This is a genomic window from Enterobacter asburiae, from assembly GCA_011754535.1.
Lineage (GTDB): Bacteria > Pseudomonadota > Gammaproteobacteria > Enterobacterales > Enterobacteriaceae > Enterobacter > Enterobacter cloacae_N.
Window position 1 is genome coordinate 3,534,889 of sequence record JAAQVN010000001.1, and the last position, 16,063, is coordinate 3,550,951.

Here is a 16,063-nt window from a genome sequence, read left to right on the forward strand (position 1 = left end):
TCCCCTCCTCAAATCAGTCCGGCGTCGCGCGCCAGGCGGCTCAGGTTGTTGTACCCCAGACGGGCGTAGGTCAGCGGATGGGCAATCGCCGGATCCTGCTCCGCCTCGACCACCAGCCAGCCGTGATAATCCTGCGCCTTCAGCAGCCGCATAATCGGCGGGTAATCGACGCAGCCGTCGCCCGGCACGGTAAACACGCCGCTCAGCACCGCATCGAGGAAGCTGGTTTTGCGGTTTTTGACGTCCGCCAGCACGTCGGCGCGCACGTCTTTGCAGTGAACGTGGTTGATGCGCGACGCCCAGCGCTGCGCTACCGCCAGCGGGTCGGCCCCGGCAAAGGTCAGGTGGCCGGTATCCAGCAGCAGTCCAACCTCGTCGCCGGTGTGGGCCATCAGGTTGTCCACGTCCTCGGCGGACTCAATCACCGTGCCCATATGGTGATGGTAGGCAATCTGCACCCCCTGCTGCTGGGTGTAGCGGGCAAATTCGGTGAGCTTCTCGCCGTACTTCTTCCAGCGCTCATGCGGGAAGCGCGGGCGCAGATGCACCGGCGTCTGCTGCTCGCCGTGAATGCAGCCGCTCACTTCTGCAAAGACCAGCACCTTCGCTCCCAGCTCGCGCAGCAGCGTCAGGTGGGACTGCACGGCGGCGATCTCCTCCTCCACGCTGCGCTCCAGCAAGCGGCCGGAGTACCAGCCGGAGACCAGCTTCAGGTCGTGGCGCTGCAAAATCGGGCCAAGCAGGCGCGCTTCGCGCGGGAATTTGTTGCCCAGCTCGAAGCCGGCAAAACCGGCCTCTTTTCCTTCGCTCAGGCAGGTCTCCAGCGACGTCTCCGCGCCAAGGGAAGGCAGATCGTCGTTCGTCCATGTCAGCGGGTTAATGCCTAATTGCACACTCATTGTCGTCTCCATTATGCGTGTCCGCGCTCGCGCCACCAGGCGATAAGCTGCAGGTAATTGTCCCGGATGCGCGCCACCAGCTGCGCATCGTCAATATCGTGCTTCAGCCACGCGCGGGAGGCATCGCCAAACAGCGTGCGCCCCACGGCGAAGCCTTTTACCAGCGGCTGCCCCGCTGCGGCTTTGAAGCCGGCGCGCAGCTGTTCTGCCGGGGCGTCCAGGCCGAGGATCACCACCCCGCGGCAGTGCGGGTCCCGGCGGTCGATAATCTCGCTCAGCGCCGTCCAGCCGTCGGCGGAAAGCGGCGGCAGCTTCCACCAGTCCGGGTAGATGCCCAGGTTGTAGAAGCGGGAGATGGCGCGCAGGTAGAGCTCGTCGCTGCGCGGCATGGTCGCAGGCAGGATCACCTCCAGCAGCAGCTCGTGCCCGGACCGGCAGCAGGCGTGGTACACCTCGGCAATTTTCTGCTCCTGCTCCAGGCGCAGGCCGTGGGCATCTTCCGGATGGAAGAAGACCAGACACTTCACCACGTGCTCCTGCGGCCAGCTGATAAGCTGGGTGCCGATGTTGCCGTGCTCCATCTCCAGCGGCCGGGAGCCCGGCAGCTCAATGGGGCGACCAATCCACCACCCTTCCCCGGTGATCGCGTTCAGCGCGTCCTGACCAAAGGTGCCGTCGCACAGCAAGCCCGCTTTGCCCTCCAGCCCGGCGCGGCTCGCCGCCTCGCGGCTGGCCTGCAGGATCAGCTGCTTCAGTGCCGGAATGCGCTTAAGCGACGCGCCGCACTGCATCGCCATATCCTCAAGCTGGCTGCGGTGATCGAAGGCCATCACGCACAGCTCCGGCCATTCGCGGCGGCGGGTGGTCACCCGGTGGAGATGGTTAAGACGCGGGTCGAGATCCGGGCGCGGTACGTTCGCGGCGCGGGAAAGATAGTCATCCAGCTCGATTTTGCTCGGCATGGCCGGGGCGCAGCCGTGGCGCGAGACCACCAGCGCGCCGCAGGCGTTGGCGTAGCGGCACGCCTGCTCCCAGCCCTCGTCGTTCAGGTAGCCGCGCAGCAGGCCGGACATAAACGCGTCCCCCGCGCCGAGGACGTTCAACACCTCCACGCGCACGCCGGTGACCGTCAGGCCGTCGTCCAGCCGGGGCGGAATGGCGTCGGTGTAGACCGAGCAGCCGAGCGCGCCGCGTTTGCAGACCAGCGCTGCGTCACTGACGGCGCGCACCTGCCCCAGCGCCTGCAGGGTATCCGTGCTGCCGCCCGCAATGTGAAACTCCTCTTCGGTGCCGACAATGACGTCGAAGAGGTGCAGCACCTCCTGCAGCTCGCGGGTGACCTTATCGGCGGCGATAAAGCGCGTTTCGCCGTCGCCTAAGGAGGTGAGCCCCCACAGCACCGGACGGTAGTCGATGTCCAGCACCGTGCGCACGCCGTGACGGCGGGCATAGCCCAGCGCCGTCAGCACCGCCTCGCGGGTCTGAGGATGAGAAAGGTGAGTCCCGGTGATGGCAAGACAACGTGCGGAGGCAATGTAGCTTTCGTCCACATCGCTGGCCGTAATGGCCATATCCGCGCAGTTATCGCGATAAAAAATTAAGGGAAAGGTGTCCCGGTCTTTAATACCGAGTAGCACCAGCGCCGTGAGGCGTTGTTTATCGGTAATCAGATGGCTGGTATCGCAGCCCACCTGGTTGAGCTCTTCGCGCAGGAAGCGGCCCATATGTTCATCGCCAACGCGCGCCAGCATCGACGAGCGCAGGCCCTGGCGCGCGGTGCCGTACGCCACGTTGCCGGAGGATCCGCCGAGGTATTTGGCGAAGCTCGACACATCTTCCAGGCGGGCACCAATCTGCTGGCTGTAGAGGTCTACCGCCACGCGGCCCATGCATATCACATCAAACTGCTTTTCCACGTTGATACCTCATCAGACAATGTCGTTCACGTTCAGCCAGCGGCCTTCCCGGTGCGAGAGCGCAATCGCGTCCAGCACGCGCGACACCTTCCAGCCCTCTTCGAAGTCCGGCCACATCGGCGCGTCGGCGGCAATGCCATCCACCAGGTCGCGCACTTCCACCGTTTTTTGATCGTTAAAGCCAATCCCGTGGCCCGCGCCCATGCAGAACGCGGCGTAGTCCGGGTGCGCCGGGCCGACGAGCAGCGTGCGGAACCCCTGACGGTTCACCGGATCGTCATGCAGATAAAGCTTCAGCTCGGCCATGCGCTCCTGGGTGAAGCTGATGGCGCCTTTCGTCCCGGTGATGACGTACGACAGCCCCATCTTGCGGCCGCAGGCAACGCGGGAGGTTTCAATCACGCCCTGCGCACCGCCCGCAAAACGCACCATCGCGTGGGCCTGGTCCTCGTTTTCGACGGCAATCATCTCTGACGATCCGGCCTTCGCCGGGCGTTCAGGGACCACGATCTTCAGGTCGCCGCAGACCTGCTCGATATCCCCCACCAGGTACTGGGCCATATTGACGATATGCGCCGCGAGGTCGCCCAGCGCGCCCAGCCCGGCGGTCTCTTTAAAGCAGTGCCAGTGAATGGGAGCGCGCGGGTCGGCCATATAGTCTTCGTTGTGGGTGCCGTAGAAGTGGATCACTTCGCCAATCTCGCCGCGGGCAATAATCTCCTTCGCCAGCTGCGCCGTTGGGTTCTTCATGTAGTTGAACCCCACCAGCGTTTTCACCCCGGCCCGCTTCGCGGCGTCGACCATCTCGCGCGCGTCGTGGGCGTTCAGCGCAAGCGGCTTCTCCGAGTAGACGTGCTTGCCGTGGCGGAGCGCCTCCAGCGCCATCTCTTTATGCAGGTGGTTGGGTGAGCAAATATCCACCACGTCAATGGCCGGGTCGGCCACCAGCGCCCGCCAGTCGCCCGTGGAACGGTTGAAGCCAAACGCCCGCGCGCGCTCTGCCGCCAGCTCCGGCGTGACTTCCGCCACCATCTCGCGCACCAGCCTGCCGCGCAAGTTGAACACCGTCGGGGCCTGGGCATAGGCGATAGCGTGCGCCTTGCCGATATACCCGGTGCCAATCAATCCAATACGAACCTCTTTCATCGTGTTCCTCACAGTGCGCCGCGACGGCTTTTGGCATAGGTATCGAATGCCACCGCCAGAACGATAATTAATCCGGTGATAATCTGCTGGTAGTAGGCCGAGACGTTCATCAGCACCAGGCCGTTAATCAGAATACCCATTATGATGGAGCCGATAATGGTGCCGCCGATGCGCCCGTAGCCGCCCATCAGCGAGGTACCGCCGATCACCACCGAGGCGATGACGCGCAGTTCAAAGGAGATCCCGGCCACCGCCTCGGCGCTTCCCAGACGCGCGCTCAGGATGAAGCCCGCCAGACCCGCCAGACAGCCGATCAGCACGTAGACGCTGACCAGCACGCGCTTGACGTTGACCCCCGCCAGGCGCGCCGCCTCCGGGTTGCCGCCGATGGCGTAGACGAAGCGGCCCCAGCGGGTTTTGTGCAGCGCCAGATAGCCGCCGACGGCGACGATGGCAAAGATCCAGATCGGAATGGAGATGCCGAGCAGCTCCCCGCGCCCCCACCAGCGGTAGCCCTGATCGAAACCGGCGATCGGCGCGCCGTCGTTAATCACCAGCGTCAGGCCGCGCCAGATGGTCATCCCGCCGAGGGTGACGATGAACGGCGGCAGGCGCAGGCGGGTGACGCCCAGGCCGTGCAGGAAGCCAATCGCCGTGCCCATCGCCAGACATATCCCCAGCCCGATCAGCCAGCTCATGCCGCCCCATGCATTCGGGTCTACGGTGGTGAAGTTATCGCCCTTGATCACGTACGCCGCGGTCATGGCGCACACCGCCAGAATGGAGCCCACGGAGAGGTCGATCCCGGCGGTCAGAATGACGAACGTCATCCCCACGGCCATGATCCCGTAGATGGAGACTTCGGTCAGGATGTTGAAAATATTGCGTTCAGAGAAAAAGTTGCTGTTCTGCGACTGGAAGAAGATCAGCAGCAGGATCATGAAAATCAGCACCCCGAAGCGCTCGAAGAAGGCGATGGGATCGATGCGTCCGGCGCGTTTGACCGGGGCCTGCGTTTTAGAAATCATCTGCGTCATGAGAAACTCCGTTATGCCGCGTTCAGGGCGTTGTGGTTGATGGCCATCATCGTCATCAGCCGTTCTTCGTTAGCGTCGTCACCGTGGATCTCGCCGGTCACCCGGCCTTCGCTGAGGGTGATGATCCGGTCAGACACCGCCATCACTTCAGGCAGATCGGAGGAGATCACGATCACCGCCACGCCCTTTTTCGCCATGTCAAACAGCACCTGGTGCACTTCCGATTTGGTCCCCACGTCGATGCCGCGCGTCGGCTCATCGACGATCAGCACCCGCGGGTTAAGCGCCATGCAGCGCGCGAGGATCACCTTTTGCTGGTTGCCGCCGGAGAGCTTGCGCACCTCCTGCGCGCTGTTGACCATTTTGATCTGCAGCGCCTGGCGGTAGGACTCAATCAGATCGTCCTCTTTGCGGGTGTTCACGAACCAGCGCCACTGCAGCAGCGAGGAGAGACAGGAGAGCGACAGGTTGTCGCGAATCGACAGCCCCAGCACCGCCCCCTCTTTTTTGCGATCTTCCGGCACCAGCGCCACGCCCTGGTCCAGGGCATACAGCGGGTCGCGCGGCTGGTACGGCACGCCGTCCAGCTCAAAGCTCCCCGAGGTAAACGCGTCTGCACCAAACAGGCAGCGCGCCACCTCGGTACGCCCCGCGCCCACCAGCCCGGCAATGCCTAATACCTCCCCGGCGTGGACGTGGAAGCTGATGTCGTGCAGGGCGATACCGTGCGGATCCAGCGGCGGCTTTTCGCGGCTCAGCCCCTTCACCGCCAGGCGGACGGGTTTGTCTTCATGATGGGTTTCGCTGGCGGGGCGGCGGTTAAAGGCCACGTCGCGCCCGACCATCAGTCGGATCAGCTGTTCGACGTTAGTCTCCGCCACCGCGCCGGTGCCGGTGAAACGGCCGTCCTGGAAAACGGTGAAGCGATCGCAGAGCTGGAAAACTTCGTGCAGACGGTGGGTAACATAAATAATGCTCACGCCGCGGTTTTTAAGCTCGCGCACCACGCGGTGCAGGCTTTCCACCTCGCTGTCGCTCAGCGCGGCGGAAGGTTCGTCCATGATGATTAACCGGGCGTTGAGGGTCAGCGCGCGGGCGATCTCCACCATCTGCTGCTGGGCGACGCTCAGACGGGCCACCGGCGTGGTCGGCGCAACGTTCAGTTGCAGGTAATCGAGAATAACCTGCGCCTCCTGGTTGACCGCCTTTTCGTCGACGATCAGGTTACGCCTGCGCGGCTCGCGCCCGAGAAACATGTTTTCCGCGACGGTCATGTTGGGCAGCAGGTTGAATTCCTGATAGATGGTGATAATGCCCTTGTTTTGACGTTCCACCGGGGAGTCGTCCACCGGCAGCGTTTCGCCGTTGAACCAGATATCCCCGCGGGTTTGCGGCTGCGCGCCTGCGAGCGCCTTCAGTAGCGTGGATTTTCCCGCCCCGTTTTCCCCCAGCAGGGCGTGGATCTCCCCCGCGCCGACGGTCAGTTGGGCGCTGCTCAGCGCCCAGACGCCGGAAAAGCTTTTTGCCAGGTCGGTCACTTTCAGTAAGGGTTGCGACATCGGTCTGCTCCTCCTCATGATGAGCCGCCAAAGGCGGCTCGGGACATATCAGTTACCGGCCTCACCGATACGCTCAGCCTGCTGCAGGTTCTCTTTGGTGATCAGCGTCGGCGGGTAGTCGGCCCCGGTGATGGCTTTCTTCTCGCGCACGTTGGCCACCAGCTGGCTCATCGCCGTCTGCACCGCAAAGCCCGGACGCTGATCCGCCGTTACCGCCAGCCAGCCGTCGCGCACGCGGGCCAGCGCTTCCGGCACCGCATCAAACCCGGTCACGAGGATCTCACCCGGCTTCACGCCCTGGCTTTGCAGCGCTTCAATCGCCCCCAGCGCCATGTCGTCGTTGGCGGAGAGGATCACCTGCGGGCGTTTCGGCAGCGAGGGCAGCACGCTTTCAACGATGCGCATCCCTTCGGAACGCATCCAGTTGCCGGTCTGATCGGCGACGATCTTGTACTTATCCCCGCCCGCCTTCAGGCTGTCGCGGATCCCCTTAGTGCGTTCAATATTGGAGGAGGAGCCCGGCTGGCCGGTCAGCAGAATGATCTCCGCGCCGTCGGGGAATTTGGTTTTAACGAAGTCGCCAATCGCCTGGCCGCCCTTGTAGTTGTTGGCTCCAAAGTGCGGCACTTTCTTCTGGCTGTCGACGGAGCGGTCAAGGGTGACCACCGGCAGCTTCGCATCCTGAATTTCATCCACCGCGCTTGAGACCGCGTTGACGTCGTTCGGTGAGACGATAAAGCCCTGCGCCCCGCGGGTGATGGCGTTTTCCAGGTCAGCCACCTGCTTCGGTGAACTGCCCTGCCCGTCCAGTACCTGAAGCTTCACGCCCATCTCTTTTGCGGCTTTCACCGCCGTGCGCTGCATGTGAACTTCAAACGGCATCGCCAGGTTTGGCGTACTGAAAACAATCTGCTCGTTTTCGGCGAGGGCGGCCCCGGATGTCATGGCGATGAGGGCGGCTAAGATCAGTTTTTTCATTATTATGTCTCTCTGTGTAGGGTTGGTGTGTTTAGAGGACGATCTCGCGCTGGCTGCGCAGCGACTCCAGCGCTTTATCCGCAAGGTACAGCGCACGTTCACCATCATCGCCGCTGCAGTCAGGCACCGCTTCGCCGCGTAATACCGCAACAAAGTGCTCCCATTCCGCGGCGTAAGCGGATTTGTAGCGCTGCAGGAAGAAGTGTTCCGGCAGCGCGCTGGTGCAGCCCTGTTTGCCATAGTGCTGCACCTGGTTTTCCAGGATATTGCCCGCGCACAGAAGGCCTTCGGAGCCGTGCAGCTCCAGGCGCTGGTCGTAGCCGTAAGATGAGCGGCGGCTGTTGACGATGGTCGCCATTGCGCCGGAGGCGTATTTCAGAACGATAAACGCGGTGTCGATATCCCCCGCCTCGCCAATCGCCGGATCCACCAGGTTGCTGCCCTGGGCATACACCGACACCGGCTCTTCGCCCATGATGAAGCGGGCCATGTCGAAGTCGTGAATGGTCATATCGCGAAACATGCCGCCGGAGACGCGCACGTACTCTGCGGGCGGCGGAGACGGATCGCGGGAGATGATCAGCAGCGATTCCGGTTTGCCGATGCGCCCGGCCTGGGCGTCGGTTTTCACGCGGCGGAACTGCGGGTCAAAGCGGCGGTTAAAGCCGATGAACAGCGGCACGTCGTACTCTTTAACCACCTTCAGGCAGTCGCGCACGCGGGCGAGGTCAAGGTGGACCGGCTTTTCGCAGAAGATAGCCTTGCCGTGGCGGGCGGCCATTTCAATCAGATCCGCGTGGGTATCGGTGGCGGAGGCGATCAGCACGGCGTGAACGTTAGGGTCGGTCATCGCCTCATCCAGGCTCTGCTGGCGGGCCTGATACTGCGCGGCGAGGCGGGTGGCAAATTCCTGATTCGGGTCAACCACGGACCAGAGCGTGGTCGCGCCGTGGCTGGCGATGTTAGCTGCATGTACCTGGCCAATTCGGCCAGCGCCCAGTAAAGCAATGTTAAACATAACGGCTCCCGGTGTTGGTGAATGCTGTGAACTAACGACCCTATAAATAAAACATTTATTTCATTTTTATAAATAGTGAAAATTATGTTTTTGAGTGTGGGTTAACACTTTTGAGATGAATGAGATAAATTTTGTTATCAATCTCACAACATGACGGGAGAGATGCCCCCGCCATTACAAAGGGGCGAGGGAGAAAAAACCGCACCGATCCGTCCCCTCTCCCTGTGGGAGAGGGTTAGGGTGAGGGGAAAATAAAAATGAAATGAAAATTTCGTTACGTCGGAAAAACTCAATACTGGCGGGCTTTTTTCACCTGCGCCTGCGTTTGTTCCGCAGCCTCACGCACGGCAGAAGACTCTGCCACCTGCGCGTCACCGGTTCGCCACCAGGAGGCGTAGTCGTGGGTCATGGTCTTCGGCAGCACCTTGATGTCCAGCAGCGTCGGGCCCGGATGCGCCCGGGACGCCTCAAGCGCCGCCAGCAGGCTTTGCTCATCGTTTACCCGCCACGCGCGGCAGCCGTAGCTCTCCGCGTTTTGCGCAAAATCGACCTTTACCAGCGGCCCGTCGAGCCGCCCGGTTTCCGGGTTGCGCTGGCGGTTTTCCGTGCCAAAGCTGCCCATCCCGTGCCCCATCTGCAGGTTGTTGATGCAGCCGAAGCTGGCGTTATCAAACAGCAAAACGGTGACCTTAATCCCCTCCTGCACGGCGGTTTGCAGCTCGGAGTGCAGCATCATGTAGGAGCCATCCCCCACCATGGCGTACACCGGCAGCCCGGGTCTGGCGAGCTTCGCGCCGATGGCCGCCGCAATCTCGTAGCCCATGCAGGAGTAGCCGTACTCCAGGTGATAGCTGTCCGGCGTTTTGACCTGCCAGAGGCGCTGTAAATCGCCCGGCAGCGAACCGGCCGCGCCCACCACAACGGCGTTATCTTCAACATGCTGGTTGATCAGCCCCAGCACCCGCGTCTGGGTCAGGCGGGTGTTGAGCGTCTCGCCGTATTCCGCCAGCTGCGCATCCATGTGCCCCGCCACTTCAGGCGCGTCGTCAGGGCGCCACTGGCGATCCCACAGGCGGCGGCACTCGTCGCGCCAGGCGGATTTCGCCTGGGCGATCGTTTCTCCCCAGCCGCTGCGGTAATCCCTGAGCGCGTGGGTTAATGCCTGGAGTCCGGTTTGGGCATCGGCAATCAGCGCGGTGGCGTCCAGCTTCAGGGCGTCAAACTCGGCCACGTTCAGCAGCAGGAATTCAACGTCCGGGTGGGAAAAGAGCGCCTTAGAGCCGGTGGTAAAATCGGTCAGGCGGGTGCCGATGCCGATCACCAGGTCAGCCTGTGGCGCAAGCTGGTTAGCGGCCATTCCCCCCGTTACCCCTACGCCGCCCAGATTAAGTGGGTGGTCACTTACCAGCGCCCCCTTTCCGGCCTGGGTTTCGGCAAACGGCAGCTGCAGCGTCTCGACAAATTCGCGAAACGCCTCATGTGCGCCGGAATAGCGCACGCCGCCGCCGCACACCACCAGCGGACGACGTTTGCGGGCGATCAGCGCCCGCGCCTGCGCCAGACGCTGCGGGTCAGGCGGACGACGCTCAATGTGGTGCACGCGACGCGCGAAGAAGCTCAGCGGGTAATCCCAGGCTTCTCCCTGCACGTCCTGCGGCAGGCAGATGGTCACCGCCCCGGTATTGGCGGGGTCAGTAAGCGTTCGCATCGCGCTTAGCATGGCGCTCATCAGCTGCTCGGGGCGGTTAATGCGGTCCCAGTAGCGGGAGACCGGACGGAAGCAGTCGTTGGTGCTGATGCTGAGATCGTGATACTGCTCGATCTGCTGCAGCACCGGGTCCGGCTGTCGGCTGGCGTAGATATCGCCCGGCAGCAGTAAAAGCGGGATGCGGTTCGCGGTGGCGGTTGCCGCGGCGGTCACCATGTTGGCGGCGCCCGGCCCGACCGAGGAGGTGACGGCAAAAATGCGCTGGCGGCGGTGCTGTTTGGCGAATCCCGTCGCCATGTGAGCGATACCCTGCTCGTTGCACCCCTGCATGATTTTCAGATGACCGGGCTCCTGCTCCAGCGCCTGGCCGATACCCAGCACGTTGCCGTGCCCAAAGATGGTCGCCACGCCCTCGACAAAGGGCGTTTCATTGCCATCCACGCTGACGTACTGTTGATTAAGGAACCGGACCAGCGCCTGGGCCATGGTCATACGTTCGGTTTGCATAACGCCTCCTGTCAGCCCAGCGTCGGCATGGAGAACGCAGCGCTTGTCTCCTGCTGCATTTCCGGCCAGCGCGCGGTGATGGTTTTCATTCGGGTGTAGAAGCGCACGCCGTCGCTGCCGTGGACGTTGAGCGCGCCAAAAATCGAGCGCTTCCAGCCGCCGAAGCTGTGGAACGCCATCGGCACCGGGATCGGCACGTTGACTCCCACCATGCCCGCCAGCGCCTCTTCGCAGAAGCGGCGCGCGCAGCCGCCGTCGCGGGTGAAGATCGCTGAACCATTACCATATTCATGGCGGTTAATCAGGTCCACCGCGCTGGCATAATCTGCTACGCGCACCACAGAAAGCACCGGGCCGAAAATTTCTTCTTTATAGATGGTCATCTCCGGGGTGACGTTATCGAACAGCGTCGGCCCGACGAAGTAGCCCTGCTCGTGCCCCTTCACGCTGAAGCCGCGACCGTCCACGCGAAGTTTTGCCCCCTGCGACTCGCCGCTGTCGATGTAGCCCAGCACCTTGCTGCGGTGCGCGGAGGAGATAAGCGGCCCCATTTCGTTTTCCGGCGTCTGGTCCAGGCCCGGCCCGACGCGCAGCACGGCAATCTGTTTTTCCAGCCGGGCGCAGAGGTCATCGGCGGTTTTATCCCCCACAGCCAGTACCACCGAGAGTGCCATGCAGCGTTCCCCCGCCGCGCCGTAGGCCGCGCCCATAATGGCGTTGGCCGCCATCTCCATGTCGGCATCCGGCATGAGAATGCAGTGGTTTTTCGCGCCGCCCAGCGCCTGACAGCGCTTACCGTGGGCGGACGCGGTCTGGTAAATGTATTCCGCAATCGGCGTGGAGCCGACAAAGCTCACCGCCTGCACGCGCGGGTCGGTCAGGAGCACGTCAACGGACTCTTTATCGCCCTGCACCACGTTGAAGACGCCGTCCGGCAGTCCAGCCTCTTTCAACAGCTGCGCCAGCGCCAACGCGAGCGAAGGGTCTTTTTCCGACGGTTTCAGCACGAAGGTGTTGCCGGTCGCCAGCGCAATCGGGAACATCCACATCGGCACCATCGCCGGGAAGTTAAACGGCGTGATCCCGGCGCAGACGCCGAGCGGCTGCATCAGCGAGTGGCTGTCGACGCCGGTACCGACATTCGCCGAGTGTTCACCCTTTTGCAGATGCGGGATACCGCAGGCAAATTCCACCACTTCCAGACCGCGGGTCAGTTCACCCACCGCGTCGGAGAAGACCTTGCCGTGCTCTTCGCTGATGATGCGGGCCAGGCGCTCCATGTTCTCCTCCAACAGAGCCTTGAAGCGGAACATCACGCGCGCGCGCTTAAGCGGAGCCTGGCGCGCCCACGCAGGAAACGCCTGCTGCGCGGCGGCAATCGCCTGTTCGGTTTCCCGCGCCGTACTCATCACCACCTGGCGGATTTGCTCGCCGGTGGCCGGGTTGAAGATCGCCTGAACGCGCTGGCCTGAACCGGTGACACATTCGCCGTGAATAAAATTCGCTACCGTCTCCATCCTTAACCTCTCGCTGTTGATACGTGACTGTTACCTGAACGCTGTGTACTGAACACTATATATGAAACAAATATTCCATTTTAAGTTGAAATAAAATAAATAATGATTATTGTGATCAAGGATGGATTTTTATGTTAACAGCCAGCAACACTGACGCCGCGTGCGCTATTAAAGGATTTCGGGCGAGGAAATGACTGAAGCTTCTGTTTCATTTTTGCTGCCAGATGGATGGCCGACATTTAAAAGACGCGGTTTTGCGTTTAGAATCATAAGACTGTATTTGGGGGATAAGATGACGACAGCAACCAGCCTGAACGAACTGCAGCAGCAAATCCGCGATCGCTACGATAGCCTGAGCAAGAGGCTGCAGCAGGTCTCCCGCTACGTGCTGGATAATACCAACAGCGTGGCCTTTGATACGGTTGCCGTCATTGCCGAGCGCGCCGACGTGCCGCCGTCGACGCTGATCCGCTTTGCCAACGCCTTTGACTTCACCGGCTTCAACGAAATGAAACAGCTGTTTCGTATGAACCTGGTTGAGGAGACCGCCAGCTACAGCGACCGCGCCCGGCTGTTCCGCGAAATGGAGAGCGAGGCCGTGCCGGAAACGCCGCTCGATATCCTGCAGGAGTTCGCCCGCTCGAACGCGCAGGCGCTACAGCAGCTGGCCGCCCGCGCCGAGCCGGAAATGCTGGAGCGCGCGGTACAGCTGCTGGCAGATGCTGACACCATCTACATCGCCGGACTGCGCCGCTCCTTTAGCGTCGCGGCCTACCTCACCTATGCCCTGAGCCACCTCGAGTGCCGCCCTATCCTGCTCGACGGCATGGGCGGCATGCTGCGCGAGCAGATCAGCCGTATTAAGGCGCGGGACATTGTGGTGTCGATCAGCTTCTCGCCGTACGCGGAAGAGACGGTGATGGTCAGCGAAACCGCCGCCAGCGTCGGCGCACGGCAGATTGTGATTACGGACAGCCAGATAAGCCCCCTGGCGACGTTCAGCGATCTCTGCTTTGTGGTGAAAGAGGCGCAGGTGGATGCGTTCCGGTCACAGTCGGCAACGCTGTGCCTGGTGCAGTCGCTGGTGGTGGCGCTGGCGTACCGGTTGGGTGGTGGGGATAAATAGCCCCAGGTGGGCCGGGTAAGGCATAGCCAATACCCGACCGCCTGAAGAGCATCAGCCAGACATTAACGGCTCCTTATCTCGGGGCAATCAGAATAACTGACGGAAGAGAGGGAATTCAGACGCTGCCCCGCAATCTGTAACACGCGCAGTAAAAGCATGATGCCGCGGCGGGTATCAGAATCGTTGAGCATGGCAAACACCTGCCGAAGCGAAATATCCCCTTCCCTGTTAATTTGCTCTCCCCAGGCCATGCGTAGCGCGGTTCCCCCTTCCCAACCGACGGTGACCACATCTTCAAATACGCCAGCCAGCTTTTCGACCATCGCGCTATCGGTCATTTCCAGCATGTCTGCTGCTAAGGCCAGCAGATCAACCAGATTATTCAGGCGATTGCCTGCCATCAGCGGGGCAAGGCTTTTAAGTAACTGTTCCTGTTCACTCATCAGAACATCCCCCTCACGACACCCCAATAGAGACCACGGTTAAAACCGTTTCGCAGCATGCCGCCGAGTTTCGTCGCAGGCATGGGCGTCACGTCATTGCGATAGTCATACACCAACGGCATACCGGCCCAGAGCCCCATCTGCGCAACGGCCTGAACCCGTCCATCATAATGGTTACCGCTTCCGGGCGGTCTGCCGTACAGCTCCGCCACAATGTTATCGGCAACGATCGGCGCCTGGTTGTGGCACGATCCCCCGGCTTTACTGATCGGGAGGTCAACGGTATCGCCGATCACATACCCCCCTTCCAGGCCGTAGACGCCCAGCGTTTGGTGATCCGTCGGCAGCCAGCCTTCACCGTTCTGAACCTCACTGAGTCCCGTATTACGCACCGCTTCAACCGCCCTGATGGGAGGCGTTGCCATCAGGATGTCGAAGTTCTGCGAGTCGCCCTCAGCGGAATAGGCAATTTTGCTGTCAGGATCGACATGGCTCAAGGTAAAGCCGCGCTGGTGCTGTATTCCTTTGGCAGCAAAAATATCGCCCAGCGCCTCCCCAACCGGACGCTGCAGGAACAGGCAGTTTCGCAGCAGCTGCGCGACGGTCGGATAGGTATAAACAATCTCAACCTGATTACGTACGCCGCGCTGGCGCAGATAGTCGTCAACCATAAGCGTGGTTTCAATGGGGGCGATGCCGCACTGATGGGGAACATTCGGCGTTTCCGGGAAAGAGACGGTAATAAATATTCGCCCCTTTTTAAGGGTGGAGAGCTTATGCGCTAATTGTCTTGCCGCCGCGTATTGATAAAAATGGTCGCCCGCTTCGGCAAGGCCGGGGATTTTTTGCGGGAAAGGCGTACAGCCGGTTGCGATAACCAGCAGGTCCCAGTCGTAATATTGCTTACTGGCACCGTACAGTCGACGCTGTTTAAAATAGAACGACTCAATCTTATCGGTAATAAATCGAATTTCCGGACTCAGTAACTGCCGTTCAGGCCGGGCCAGCTCATGATGATGGAAGAGGTTGAACGCGACATACATAAACGCGGGTTTGTAGTAATGCACCGGTGATTCGGAAATCAGTACCAGCTCTACCTGACCGGCAGCAATTTCACGTCGTAATTTTCTGGCCAGCAGGTTGGCAACAATGGTTCCTCCCGTGCCGCCGCCGACAATCATTATGCGGTTTTTCATTCCTTTATTCGCTCATGGTAGTGAATGGGAATTCACGTAACCAGACCGCTTCACTGTTACGCTCAGCTAAAGGGTAGTAACAGAGTAATATTCCTCAATGCAACCTTTAATGAGAAATTTAATTTTGATAACCACATCATTATTTATAATATATACTGCAAAATATAATTTATATCTTTATAACGTAGTCTCTTGCTGTGGCCTCTTTTCATCACCATTATTCGCCAAAGAGCAGCTTTGTGTACTTTTTAGATACGGCCCCGGAGCGCTGTCCGTTCGCGCCATAATAGCGATTTTCACGGCACAGTCGTTCCTTCACATCGCAGAAAATGCCGTTGGCAAAGGTGAATTCAGTCAGATCGACATTGCTCGACGTGAACACCTCGTTTGCAGCAGCCTTCTTACCGTGATACGTCTCTGTCAACTCGCGGGATAATCCCTTGTCATTGGCGCATACATATCGGTCGCAGAGCACGCCCGATGCTGGCGACTTGAGCCTGGCGGGGGTCCTGGCCTGGGCGGACATGGCAGACACGGCCAGCAGCGCGGCCACAGAGCATGCGAGTATTGACTTGTTCAAGATGATAATCTCCGTTGGTTAATGAGTGTCGGCTTTGCACCCGGCGCGGTGGAACCATTCATAAGGGGTGTAATATCCTGGGTGGTTCTGAGTTTCAGCAGGAAACGCCCTGTATGGCTTTTCGTCGACTGAAACGTCGTCGAAAGTTCAGTTCGGAGGCAATTGTAAGGGCCCTATCCCGGTGAATCATGCAATTTTAGAGCCCTGAGCCACTATGCTCTAAAAGAAGTGGGCTTGTGGGACGGGTCCGCTCTGAGCGAGTAACTGACTTCGATTTAAATGAATTATAAGGCTTCAAATGTTACTGGCACAAATTTCTAAGATGCATATAGTCATACTAAGTGTTTAAACAAGGTTCTGGACTATGGCTAACCCATCAGTTAAGTTTGTTTCCGATCCGTCGCTTCCCCTATCAGGTGCCACTTTTTTTCCG

General features: G+C 60.5%; 13 protein-coding genes. 1 reads left to right on the plus strand and 12 read right to left on the minus strand.

The annotated features are described in order from the left end of the window. Window positions 1–8 precede the first annotated feature (8 nt). The 9 genes from iolE to HBM95_16690 all read right to left on the minus strand — a co-directional run bounded on the left by iolE (window position 9) and on the right by HBM95_16690 (window position 12,285). Window positions 9–899, minus strand: a complete 891-nt coding sequence (iolE, locus tag HBM95_16650; GenBank protein NIH44550.1) for a myo-inosose-2 dehydratase — start codon at window positions 897–899, stop codon at window positions 9–11. A gap of 11 nt (window positions 900–910) precedes the next feature. Continuing rightward, the gene (iolC, locus tag HBM95_16655) at window positions 911–2,815 is read right to left on the minus strand and encodes a 5-dehydro-2-deoxygluconokinase (protein ID NIH44551.1); all 1,905 of its coding nucleotides are present in this window, start codon (window positions 2,813–2,815) and stop codon (window positions 911–913) included. A 12-nt stretch (window positions 2,816–2,827) separates the two neighbouring features. Then, window positions 2,828–3,961 carry a Gfo/Idh/MocA family oxidoreductase gene (locus HBM95_16660; protein NIH44552.1) on the minus strand — a complete coding sequence of 378 codons (1,134 nt, stop codon included), beginning with the start codon at window positions 3,959–3,961 and terminating at the stop codon, window positions 2,828–2,830. Window positions 3,962–3,969: 8 nt separating this feature from the next. Further along, window positions 3,970–4,998 (minus strand): ABC transporter permease, encoded by a 1,029-nt coding sequence (locus HBM95_16665; GenBank protein ID NIH44553.1) that lies wholly within the window; start codon window positions 4,996–4,998, stop codon window positions 3,970–3,972. A gap of 11 nt (window positions 4,999–5,009) precedes the next feature. Then, a complete protein-coding gene (locus tag HBM95_16670; GenBank protein ID NIH44554.1) occupies window positions 5,010–6,557 on the minus strand; it encodes a sugar ABC transporter ATP-binding protein in 1,548 nt (515 codons plus the stop codon). Window positions 6,558–6,605: 48 nt separating this feature from the next. Then, window positions 6,606–7,535: a sugar ABC transporter substrate-binding protein gene (locus tag HBM95_16675; protein NIH44555.1), complete on the minus strand. Its 930-nt coding sequence runs from the start codon at window positions 7,533–7,535 to the stop codon at window positions 6,606–6,608. 31 nt (window positions 7,536–7,566) lie between these two features. Next, window positions 7,567–8,553 carry an inositol 2-dehydrogenase gene (iolG, locus tag HBM95_16680; GenBank protein ID NIH44556.1) on the minus strand — a complete coding sequence of 329 codons (987 nt, stop codon included), beginning with the start codon at window positions 8,551–8,553 and terminating at the stop codon, window positions 7,567–7,569. Between the two features lie 289 nt (window positions 8,554–8,842). Beyond that, on the minus strand, window positions 8,843–10,768 hold the full coding sequence (iolD, locus tag HBM95_16685) for a 3D-(3,5/4)-trihydroxycyclohexane-1,2-dione acylhydrolase (decyclizing) (protein ID NIH44557.1): 1,926 nt from the start codon (window positions 10,766–10,768) through the stop codon (window positions 8,843–8,845). Between the two features lie 11 nt (window positions 10,769–10,779). After that, window positions 10,780–12,285 carry a CoA-acylating methylmalonate-semialdehyde dehydrogenase gene (locus HBM95_16690; GenBank protein NIH44558.1) on the minus strand — a complete coding sequence of 502 codons (1,506 nt, stop codon included), beginning with the start codon at window positions 12,283–12,285 and terminating at the stop codon, window positions 10,780–10,782. Window positions 12,286–12,577: 292 nt separating this feature from the next. Between HBM95_16690 and HBM95_16695 the strand changes: the two genes are divergently transcribed. Next, window positions 12,578–13,411, plus strand: a complete 834-nt coding sequence (locus tag HBM95_16695) for a MurR/RpiR family transcriptional regulator (protein ID NIH44559.1) — start codon at window positions 12,578–12,580, stop codon at window positions 13,409–13,411. Window positions 13,412–13,473: 62 nt separating this feature from the next. Here HBM95_16695 and HBM95_16700 read toward each other — a convergent pair whose 3' ends face one another. The 3 genes from HBM95_16700 to HBM95_16710 form a co-directional block, all read right to left on the minus strand. After that, window positions 13,474–13,854, minus strand: a complete 381-nt coding sequence (locus HBM95_16700; protein ID NIH44560.1) for a hypothetical protein — start codon at window positions 13,852–13,854, stop codon at window positions 13,474–13,476. Further along, entirely contained in the window at window positions 13,854–15,050 is a 1,197-nt protein-coding gene (locus HBM95_16705; protein NIH44561.1) for an NAD(P)/FAD-dependent oxidoreductase, read from the minus strand. Before HBM95_16705 ends, HBM95_16700 begins: the two co-directional genes overlap by 1 nt. Window positions 15,051–15,267: 217 nt before the next feature. After that, complete coding sequence (locus HBM95_16710) at window positions 15,268–15,576, minus strand: hypothetical protein (protein NIH44562.1); 309 nt, start codon at window positions 15,574–15,576, stop codon at window positions 15,268–15,270. Window positions 15,577–16,063 lie beyond the last annotated feature (487 nt).

What these genes read in the sequence shown, in the direction of transcription:
- iolG (NIH44556.1), bottom strand. Translation starts at nt 8,553, where the DNA reads ATGTTTAACATTGCTTTACTGGGCGCTGGCCGAATTGGCCAGGTACAT.
- HBM95_16690 (NIH44558.1), bottom strand. Translation starts at nt 12,285, where the DNA reads ATGGAGACGGTAGCGAATTTTATTCACGGCGAATGTGTCACCGGTTCA.
- HBM95_16675 (NIH44555.1), bottom strand. Translation starts at nt 7,535, where the DNA reads ATGAAAAAACTGATCTTAGCCGCCCTCATCGCCATGACATCCGGGGCC.
- iolE (NIH44550.1), bottom strand. Translation starts at nt 899, where the DNA reads ATGAGTGTGCAATTAGGCATTAACCCGCTGACATGGACGAACGACGAT.
- HBM95_16670 (NIH44554.1), bottom strand. Translation starts at nt 6,557, where the DNA reads ATGTCGCAACCCTTACTGAAAGTGACCGACCTGGCAAAAAGCTTTTCC.
- HBM95_16665 (NIH44553.1), bottom strand. Translation starts at nt 4,998, where the DNA reads ATGACGCAGATGATTTCTAAAACGCAGGCCCCGGTCAAACGCGCCGGA.
- iolD (NIH44557.1), bottom strand. Translation starts at nt 10,768, where the DNA reads ATGCAAACCGAACGTATGACCATGGCCCAGGCGCTGGTCCGGTTCCTT.
- HBM95_16705 (NIH44561.1), bottom strand. Translation starts at nt 15,050, where the DNA reads ATGAAAAACCGCATAATGATTGTCGGCGGCGGCACGGGAGGAACCATT.
- HBM95_16710 (NIH44562.1), bottom strand. Translation starts at nt 15,576, where the DNA reads ATGTCCGCCCAGGCCAGGACCCCCGCCAGGCTCAAGTCGCCAGCATCG.
- HBM95_16660 (NIH44552.1), bottom strand. Translation starts at nt 3,961, where the DNA reads ATGAAAGAGGTTCGTATTGGATTGATTGGCACCGGGTATATCGGCAAG.
- HBM95_16695 (NIH44559.1), top strand. Translation starts at nt 12,578, where the DNA reads ATGACGACAGCAACCAGCCTGAACGAACTGCAGCAGCAAATCCGCGAT.
- HBM95_16700 (NIH44560.1), bottom strand. Translation starts at nt 13,854, where the DNA reads ATGAGTGAACAGGAACAGTTACTTAAAAGCCTTGCCCCGCTGATGGCA.